Consider the following 8,285-nt stretch of genomic DNA (forward strand, 5'->3'; position numbering starts at 1 on the left):
ACCCGTGGAAACCAGCTGTGATCCGCGCCGGGCCCGAGGCATGGCTGGCGGAGCGGCGTGCTTGCTGACGTCGGACAAGGCGCGTCGTTGGTGGTAGGCCTCCACTATCTTGCGGAGGACGTCTGCCGGACGGCACCCAACAATGCTCCCGTCTACAGAGGAGCAGGCCATGTCTTCGACCGGATGGATGCGCGGCTTGTTCGTGGCGAGCCTTGCGGCGCTTGCCGCCTGCACCGTGAACCCGCCGCAGGTCTTTTCGCCGCGCTACCTGTCGCAGCCCATGGTCGACGGCGCTGCGGTCGCGCCCCCCCCGCGCTGCACACAGGCGGCGAGCACCTCGACGTCGACGAAGCCGACGCTTGAGCAGGCCACGCAGGAAGGGGAATGCCTGATGTCGCTGTTCCTGCAGGCCAGCCGCAGCCAGACCGAGATCGACAACGCCAATCGCCTGGCCTTGCTGGGCCTGACCACCGTCGGACTGTTCCGGGCCGCGACGCACCCGAGTGGCAAGGAGCTGATCGGCACCAGCCTGCTGGGCGGCAATCTGTACGCCAATGCGGCCAGCACGCCGTCGGCACTGCGCCAGCAGATCTTCCTGGCCGGCGCCGAGACGCTGAGCTGCGGTCTGGGCGCGGCGCGGCTGCAGGCGTTCGACGAGGGTGAGCGCAACGCCTTGCTGGACGACCTGGCAGCCGCGAGCGCCACCATTGATCTGCTCACCAAGAACCACGTCAAGCTGCGCATGGCAGCCTTGCCGCAATGGGAGCGCGAGCCTGCCGAGCCGCCGTCGGCGCGCGACTGCCAGGCCAAGCGGGCGCCGTCTTGCGGCAAGGACAGCGGCGCCATCGCCGACGTTTGCAGGGCGGCTCTGGCTGGTTACAACCGCGCGTGCAGCGGTCGGCCGGCCGTCGAGAGGCAGTTGCTGGCGCCTGCAGAACTGGGACTTCTGGCGGAGCGCGTAGTCAATGCCCAGAACCGTCTCGCGGCGGCGGTCGCCCAGGCGGGCAGTTTGCCGGGGCGCTTCGACGAGGTCGGCCCGCGGCTGTGGCGCTACACCGAGCGTGTGCAGATCCAGGTGGGCAGCGAGCTGGCGCGCAGCGACCCCGACCCCAAGGCGATCCTGGCGCTGGCTCAGGGCATGCGCCCTGTCGCGGCCAGCCTGGGAGGGGCGCCGGCGCTGCAATCTTCGAGCCCTGCCGCCAGTCAAGCGCCTTCGACCGCGGCAGCGGCTCACAGCAGCGGCGGCCAACGTGCTTTCAGGGTGGAGCGCGAGAGCCAGATGCGCGAGCTGACCGATGCCGACAAAGGCTTGATCGGTCACGCACTCCGGAACGTCCAGGCTGCGGAGCAACTGGCTCGCGGCCTGCAGCAGCAGGCGGCCAACCTGCGCACCCGGCTTCGCCAGGCCAGAGAGGAGTTGGATCGGTGCAGCCAGGACAGCGCGGTGGTCCAGTTGCGTGTGGTGCCCGACGCCGACGAGATCAAGCTGTCCCCCGGGGCCACCCAGAGCTTCCAGGTCAGCGGCGGCACGGGCACGCCGCAGGCTTCGCTGACTGCCGACGCCGGCACCGGCACGCTCAGCCGGGCGCTGGACGGAAGCTTTGTCTTCAAGGTGTCTACCGATGCGGCGCAGGGCGCTGCGGCCGTGCTGCGCTTCAGTGACGGCGCGCAGCGCCTGAGCCGTGAGGTACAGATTCATGTGGAACGTACCAGCGAAGCGCCGGTGGCGAAGGTGCCGGTCAGCAGCCTGGACGCGAAGGAGCTGGCGAAGGCGCTGGGTGTCAGCGATGCGCCCAACGACAAGGCGCTGCGCCCGGCGCTGGAAAACTGCCTGCGCAGCAAGCTGCAGCATGACCCGCCGGACGCCACTGCGCTGAGCCCCGCCGACCTGAGCTTCATCCTCAAGGGGAGCTGCCGTGCATGACGCCGTTCTTCAGACCGCCGTGTGGGTTGCCTATCAACGACTGAGCCGCTGCGTGGGCAGGCATGGCCTGCGCTGGATTCAGTGTCAAGAGCATCGCCTGGCGGTGGGCTACGACCCCCAGATGCGCGCCCGGCAGCGCCTGCCGCGCAAGGTGGTCGTTGAAGGCTGCAGCGTGGCCATAGCGTGGTTCTCCGCGCCGCAACTGGTGCAGGCCCAGGCCTGGCCTAAGGTCGAGAGCGCGCCGCCTGGCGCAGCCGGTTTCGGCACGCTGGCCGCCGTGTTGCGCAGCCGCGAGAGCCCCGCTACCTTGCTGGGCCTGACGGCCGGCCACGTGCTCAACGCCGGCAGTTTTGGCGACCGGGTGAGCGTGCGCCTGGCCCATGCCACCGCGCCGCTGCTGACAGGCCAGCTCTACGACTGGATGCCGGAGCCCATGCCCCAGCAGTCGGTCGACGTTGATGCCGCCCTCGTCACGCTGCCCGCCAATGCGCTGGAGGTGCTGGCCGATCAGATCGATTGGCCGCGTGGTGCGAACCGTCAGGCGCGCGCCGGTGCGGCCATGGCGCTGCTCACCCGCCACCACCGCATCGAAGGCCTGCTCTCGTCGCCGCTCACCACGATGGTTCAGGCGGGCGCACAGCAGTACACGATGAACAACGCGCTGTGCTACCGGCTGGCCGACGCCAGCCGCCCAGGGGATTCCGGTGCCCCGCTGTGGGACGCCGAGGAGCACCTGATCGGCGTGCACCTTGGCGCTGCCCCTGCGGGCGTGATGGGCGATGGCGTTGGCACACCCATTGGCCGCGTACTCGACTGGGCCGAGGCGGACCTGGTGCCGCGCAACGCCAGCGCAGCGGCATCGGGAAGAGCTTTGCCCGCTGCCGTGCCGGCTGCGCCGTTGCCGACCGGCGGCCCCAACGACACGATGGCGCGCACGCTCTGGGGCGAGGCCAGAAACCAGGGGCGGGCGGGCATGGAGGCCGTGGCCCATGTGATCTTCAATCGCGAGGCGGACCGGCGCTGGCGCGGTCGCGGAGGTCTGGCCGCCATCTGCCTGCAGCCGGCGCAGTTCAGCTGCTGGAACGCCGGCGATGCCAACCGCAAGCCCTGCCTGGACGTGGACGCGACCGACGCCCAGTTCGCCCAGGCGCAACAAGTCGTGCAGGCCGTGCGCGCGTCGCGCGCCACCGTACCGCCCGGCCCCGACCCCACTGGCGGCGCGACGCACTACCACGCGGTGGGTGTGATGCCGACCTGGGCGCTGGCGGGCGAGCTGACGGTGCGGATCGGCCAGCACCTGTTCTATCGCAACGTGCCCTGAACCGGGAGTCACCATGGACACACGCATGCTCGAAGTGGTGATGGGACTGGTGTTGGTGCTGGCGCTGGTCAGCCTGCTGACGGCGGTGATGCACGAGGCCTTCGTGGCAAAGATGGGGCGTCGCGGCGACGTGCTGACGCTGGCGCTGTGCTCCCTGCTCGGCGAGAACCAGGTGAAGCGCGTCTGGCGCATACGGCGCTCAGACAACGTGAACCCGTTCAGCCGAGGCTTGCTGGCGCATCCGCTGCTGGCGTCGCAGGTGCTGGGGCCGGTCGGAAACCCCGTCAAGGATAAGGGCGCCAGCTACCTGGACAGCCGGGTGTTCGTCTCGGCATTGCTGGCCTACGGCAACGAACGCGCCGGCCCCGGTGCTTCGCGCCCGGCTGACCCTGCCGCCTGGGTGTCGCTGCTGGCACAGCCCTCGGTCCACCAGACGCCGCCGCGCAAGGAGCTGGTCGACGCGCTGCTGGCCATGCTGGGTGGCGTGGAGCAGGATTGGCCCGCGTTTGAACGCCGGCTCTGCGCCTGGTACGACAGCGTCATGGACCGGGCCACGGGTTGGTTCCAGCGCGACACGCAACTCCGCCTTTGCGTGTTGGGTCTGCTCATCGCCGCGGCGGGCAACATCAACCCCCTGGTCATCGGCGAGCGGCTGTGGAACGACCCGCTGGTGCGCGCCGTCTTCGTGGATAGCGGCGCCATTGCGCAGGAGCTGAACGCGCCGACGGCCGCGTCGCAGCCGGCCTCGGCGTCAGCGACGCCTGCTGCGACCAAGGTGAACGGCAAGGCGAGCAGCGCCAAGCCGGCGCCCGACACGCCGTTGGGCGCGGTGCTTGACCGGTCGCTACAGCAACTGCGCGACGACGTGCTGGTTCGTGGCGAGGAGAAGGTGGCCAAAGCCGGCAGCTCGGCGGCCAGCGAGCTGGCCGAGGTGCGGCGCGTCGTGCAGCGCTTTGACAACCTGCGGGACGACGTGCAGCGCCGGCGCCAGGCCTGGCGTGACGGCGCCAGCACCGAAGCCCAGCTGGCGCATTCCCTGGCCCGGGAGGAGGAGTACGACGCGCTGCGCGTGCGCCTGTCGGCCGACACCAGCTTCGCCGCAGACAAACGGCCAGCGCGGCTCCACGACCTGCTGAGGTACGAGCGCAACCAGCAGTTGCGCCAGTCGGGGGCGGTGGCGGAGGGCCTGTGCCGGCAGGCGCAAGGCGGTGCGCTGGAGGCGGCCTGCAAGCGCTTGGAGGGCAGTGAGCGCATGGGGCTGGGTCAACTTCCCATCGGCTGGAGTTTTGCCAACTGGCCCGGGTGCGACGCCGCCTGCCAGCAGCGCGTGCGCGCGGCCAAGGTCAGCGACCTGCAACAACGCTTGCAGCTGGAGAGCATGGACGACGCCAAGCTGCTGCGGGCAACGCTGTGGGCACCCCAGGCTGCGTCGGCAGCCAGCCCTTGGTCTTCCCAGGTCGCCGCCTTGTCGACGGGAGACTGGGTGCGGGGGCTGATTTATTGCGTGGTGGGCTTTGTGTTGATCGGCATCGGCAGCATGCTGGGCGCCCCGTTCTGGTTCGACATGCTGGGCAAGGTGGCCAAGATGCGCGCCGCAGGGCTTGCCGCCAAGGCCGCCTCGGAGGCGGCCGAGGCACCGGCCCCAGTGGGCGTCCCGCAGGCTGCGGACGCCGGCGGTGTGCTCGCACGCAGCGGCGCTGCCGCAGCGCCGGCTGCAGCACCCGCAACGCCGGCCTTGGCGGCGCGGGCGGGCCGCGTACCGCTATACCCGAACAACGACATCCACGTGCTCAGCGAACAGCAGGTGCGCGACCTGTACGGCGACATCCGCACGACCGAAACGGCCGGCGTGGTCACGCTGACCCACCCCGGCGTGGGCGCGGTGCAGCGCACGCTGGTCACCCTCAGCCATCCGCTGCTGAAAGGACGGACGGTGCAGGTGCACGAGCGTGCGCGCGCGCACTTCGAGGCTGCGTTCAACGCCATCGAAGCCGCCAAGCTCGGCCACCTCATCAAGACCTGTGGAGGAACCGTGGCCATGCGCCATATCGGCAACGACCCGAACAACGCGCTCAGCCATCATTGCTGGGGCATTGCCATCGACTTCAACGAGGCCGACAACGGCTATGGCGTGGTGCCTGCCGCGGTGGGTCAGCCGGGCAGCCTGCGCGAGCTGGTGCCCATCTTCAATCGCTATGGGTTTGCCTGGGGCGGCCATTTCCGCAGCAAGCTCGACGGCATGCACTTCGAGCTGGCCCTGCTGGATCCCACCCAGCCGCCCCAGCCGCTGGCTGACGCCTGAACCACGCCGCGACGCGGAGCAGGGTTCAGTGCTTGCGCAACGTGGCGATCAATCCATCGCAGGCGGCCTCCACCAGGTCCAGCACCTCGTCGAAGCCCGCCGCGCCACCGTAGTAGGGGTCGGGCACGTGCTGGTTGCCCGCATGCGGCGCGTAGTCCATCAGCAGCTTCAGGCGATGGCGTTGTGCGGGCGGGCACAGGCGCTCGGCATGGGCGAGGTTGTCGGCGTCCATGGCCAGCACGAGGTCGAAGCGGTCGAAGTCCTGCGCCACCAGCTTGCGGGCGCGCAGCGGGCTCAGGTCGTAGCCGCGCCTGGACGCATGTTCCTGGCTGCGCTGGTCCGGCGGCGCGCCGATGTGGTAGCCGTGGGTGCCGGCCGAGTCGACCTCGATGTCCAGCCCGGCGGCCTTGAGCTTGGCGCGCATGACGCCATCGGCCGTGGGGCTGCGGCAGATGTTGCCCATGCAGAAGAAGAGGATGCGGCGCGTCATGGCCGCATTCTCGACTCGGTCAGAAACGCATGTCGGCGCGCAGGGACACCACCCGGAAGGTCTTGTTGCGCGACCAGCTGTCGGTCAGGACCTCGTGCTGGGTGACGCGGTTGCTGCTGATGCCCTCGGAGCGGGCCTCGGTATCGCGCGGCACCAGGTTGGCCAGGGACAGCCGCCAGTTGATGCCGTCGCGCACGGCGCCGCTGCTCCACGACAGGTAGGCGTCGAACTGGCGGCGAGCGGTTTCTTCCCGGCGCAGCGTCTGGGTCTGCTGCACGCGGGTGGCCGGGACGTAGCTGGCGTTGAAGCCGCTGCCGAAGTTCTGGCCCAGCGCCTTCCAGCGGTGGTCTAGCCCCAAGTTCAGGCTGCCCTTGGGCTGCTGGTCCAGCCTGTTGTTGGCGCCAGAGATGCCCTTGACCTTGCTGTCGAAGACGGCGAGGTTCAAGCGCAGCAGCATCAGCTGCAACTCGGCTGGCGCGTCCTCCCAGAGCTCGTCCATGCGGGCCTTGAACTCGAACTCCAGGCCCATGGTGCGCGCGCCTTCCATGTTGCGCGGCCGGCTGACCCAGCGCTGAGCCGTGTCCCAGGACACGGTCTCCAGCATCACCTCGCTGCGGATCAGGCTCTTGATGTCGCGCACGAAGGCCGTGCCCGACACGATGCCGCCAGTGGGCAGCCAGTGCTCGACGCTCAGGTCGACGCCGGTGGCCAGCTCGGGCTTGAGGTCGGGGTTGCCGGCGCGGTCGGCATGGGTCTGGTAGTTGGGGCCGTCGGGATAGGTGGCGTTGATGCTGGGCCGGGCGACGAGGTCGTTGAGGTTGGGCGAGCGATAGCTGCGTGTCAGGCTCAGGCGCACCTGGTCCTTGGGAAAGGCCATGGGCTTCCACAGCAGATGCAGCAGCGGCGACACCACCTGCGACATGTTGCGCGTCTCGGGCAACACGCCGCTGGCGTCGGCCGTGGTCTGGATGCGCTCGTAGCGCAGACCCGCGTAGACGGACCACTGCTTGCTGGGGCTCCACTCGTCCTGGGTGTAGGCGGCGAAGCGTTCGTTGCGCGAGCCCAAAGTGTTGCCGAACTTCACCAGGCCGGGCAGCACCTGGCCGTTGACGAGCGTGTCGCGAACCTGCGTGCGCTCGCTGCGCTCGGCCTCGAGGCCGCTGACCCACTGGTGCTCCTGCGCCGTCTTCAGGCTCCACTTGCCGCCCACGCTGGTCTGGGTCTCCTCGACGCTGTTGTCGTCGTCCTGCACCCGCTGGGTGGTGACGCCCGCGACGGTCAGCGTGTCATGGCGGTGGCTGCTGCCGGTGTTCCTGAAGCCACCGGTGCCCAGGCGCAGGTCGAAGCTCTCGCCGGCCTTGGGGCGGTAGTTGGCCGAGAGGTTGATGCGCAGGTTGTGCATGCGGCCGTCGTTCTCGCCGCGGATGTCGCGAAAGCGCGTGCCCGCGGCGTTGCTCTGGCTGCTGCCCTCGTGCTGCGAAAAGGCGAAGAACGGCGAGATGTTGAAGCTCAGCGTGTCGCTGTACTTCCAGCGCAGCCGCGCATTGCCGTTGAGGTTGGCGCTGTTGCCCTCGCTGGTGCCGACCTGCGTGGTCTCTTCGATGACCTGGCCGGTCAGTGTGTCGGTGACGCGGTTGCCCGAGTCGATGTTGTTGAAGCGCCGGCGGATGCCGCCGTTGGTCGACACGGCGCCGATGAACTCGTCGTTGTTGGCGCCGCCCCAGCGCAGGTTGCGCGTCCAGCTGAAGTCGGCCTGCGGCTCGTTGCGGTCCCGGCCCAGCGTGAAGCGCAGTTCGTGGTTGGCCTTCACCAGCGGCTCGCGCAGGATGATGTTGATGGTGCCGGCGACGGCCCGTGCGCCGGTCTCGGCGGTGGGCGCGCGGTAGATCTCGATGCGCTCGATCTGGTCGGGCGGCAGGTCTTCCACGGCGAAGCCGGCCGGCGCACGCTCGCCGTCGACGAGGATCTGCGTGAACCCGCCGCCCATGCCGCGCATGCGGATGTCGCCACCGCGGCCCGGGCGGCCACCGAGGGTGACGCCGGGCAGGCGGCGCAGCACATCGCCCAGCACGGTGTCGCCGTACTTGTCCAGGTCCTCGCGCTCGATGACGATCTTGCTGGCCGTGCTGTTGCGGCGCCGGCTGTTGGCCGTGGGGCCGCTGCTGATCTCCACAGGTTCGTGCTGGTTGGCGCTGGTGGGGGCTGGCGCCGGCGCGTTGCCCGCCGCGGCGGGTCGGGGGGGCGGGGC

5 protein-coding genes are annotated in these 8,285 nt (G+C 69.7%); 3 read left to right on the plus strand and 2 right to left on the minus strand.

The genetic code is table 11. The features are described from left to right. Positions 1–169 precede the first annotated feature (169 nt). Genes ACT6S0_RS15155 through ACT6S0_RS15165 form a run of 3 tightly spaced genes read left to right on the plus strand, consistent with a single transcriptional unit; the run spans position 170 to position 5,547 of the window. Positions 170–1,924 carry a hypothetical protein gene (locus tag ACT6S0_RS15155; protein ID WP_444764634.1) on the plus strand — a complete coding sequence of 585 codons (1,755 nt, stop codon included), beginning with the start codon at positions 170–172 and terminating at the stop codon, positions 1,922–1,924. Continuing rightward, positions 1,917–3,245, plus strand: a complete 1,329-nt coding sequence (locus tag ACT6S0_RS15160; RefSeq protein ID WP_444764635.1) for a cell wall hydrolase — start codon at positions 1,917–1,919, stop codon at positions 3,243–3,245. The genes ACT6S0_RS15155 and ACT6S0_RS15160 overlap by 8 nt, the downstream gene beginning before the upstream one ends. A gap of 13 nt (positions 3,246–3,258) precedes the next feature. After that, entirely contained in the window at positions 3,259–5,547 is a 2,289-nt protein-coding gene (locus ACT6S0_RS15165) for a M15 family metallopeptidase (RefSeq protein ID WP_444764636.1), read from the plus strand. Positions 5,548–5,572: 25 nt separating this feature from the next. On the opposite strand, the gene ACT6S0_RS15170 is transcribed toward ACT6S0_RS15165, so the two are convergent. Beyond that, the gene (locus ACT6S0_RS15170; protein WP_444764637.1) at positions 5,573–6,037 is read right to left on the minus strand and encodes a low molecular weight protein-tyrosine-phosphatase; all 465 of its coding nucleotides are present in this window, start codon (positions 6,035–6,037) and stop codon (positions 5,573–5,575) included. Between the two features lie 19 nt (positions 6,038–6,056). Further along, the coding region (locus ACT6S0_RS15175) for a TonB-dependent receptor plug domain-containing protein (RefSeq protein ID WP_444764638.1) at positions 6,057–8,285 on the minus strand (2,229 nt) is incomplete at its 5' end.

Source organism: Roseateles sp. (assembly GCF_052436255.1).
Lineage (GTDB): Bacteria > Pseudomonadota > Gammaproteobacteria > Burkholderiales > Burkholderiaceae_C > Pelomonas.

Coding starts and splice junctions, on each gene's coding strand:
- ACT6S0_RS15165 (WP_444764636.1), top strand. CDS start 3,259: ATGGACACACGCATGCTCGAAGTGGTGATGGGACTGGTGTTGGTGCTG.
- ACT6S0_RS15170 (WP_444764637.1), bottom strand. CDS start 6,037: ATGACGCGCCGCATCCTCTTCTTCTGCATGGGCAACATCTGCCGCAGC.
- ACT6S0_RS15155 (WP_444764634.1), top strand. CDS start 170: ATGTCTTCGACCGGATGGATGCGCGGCTTGTTCGTGGCGAGCCTTGCG.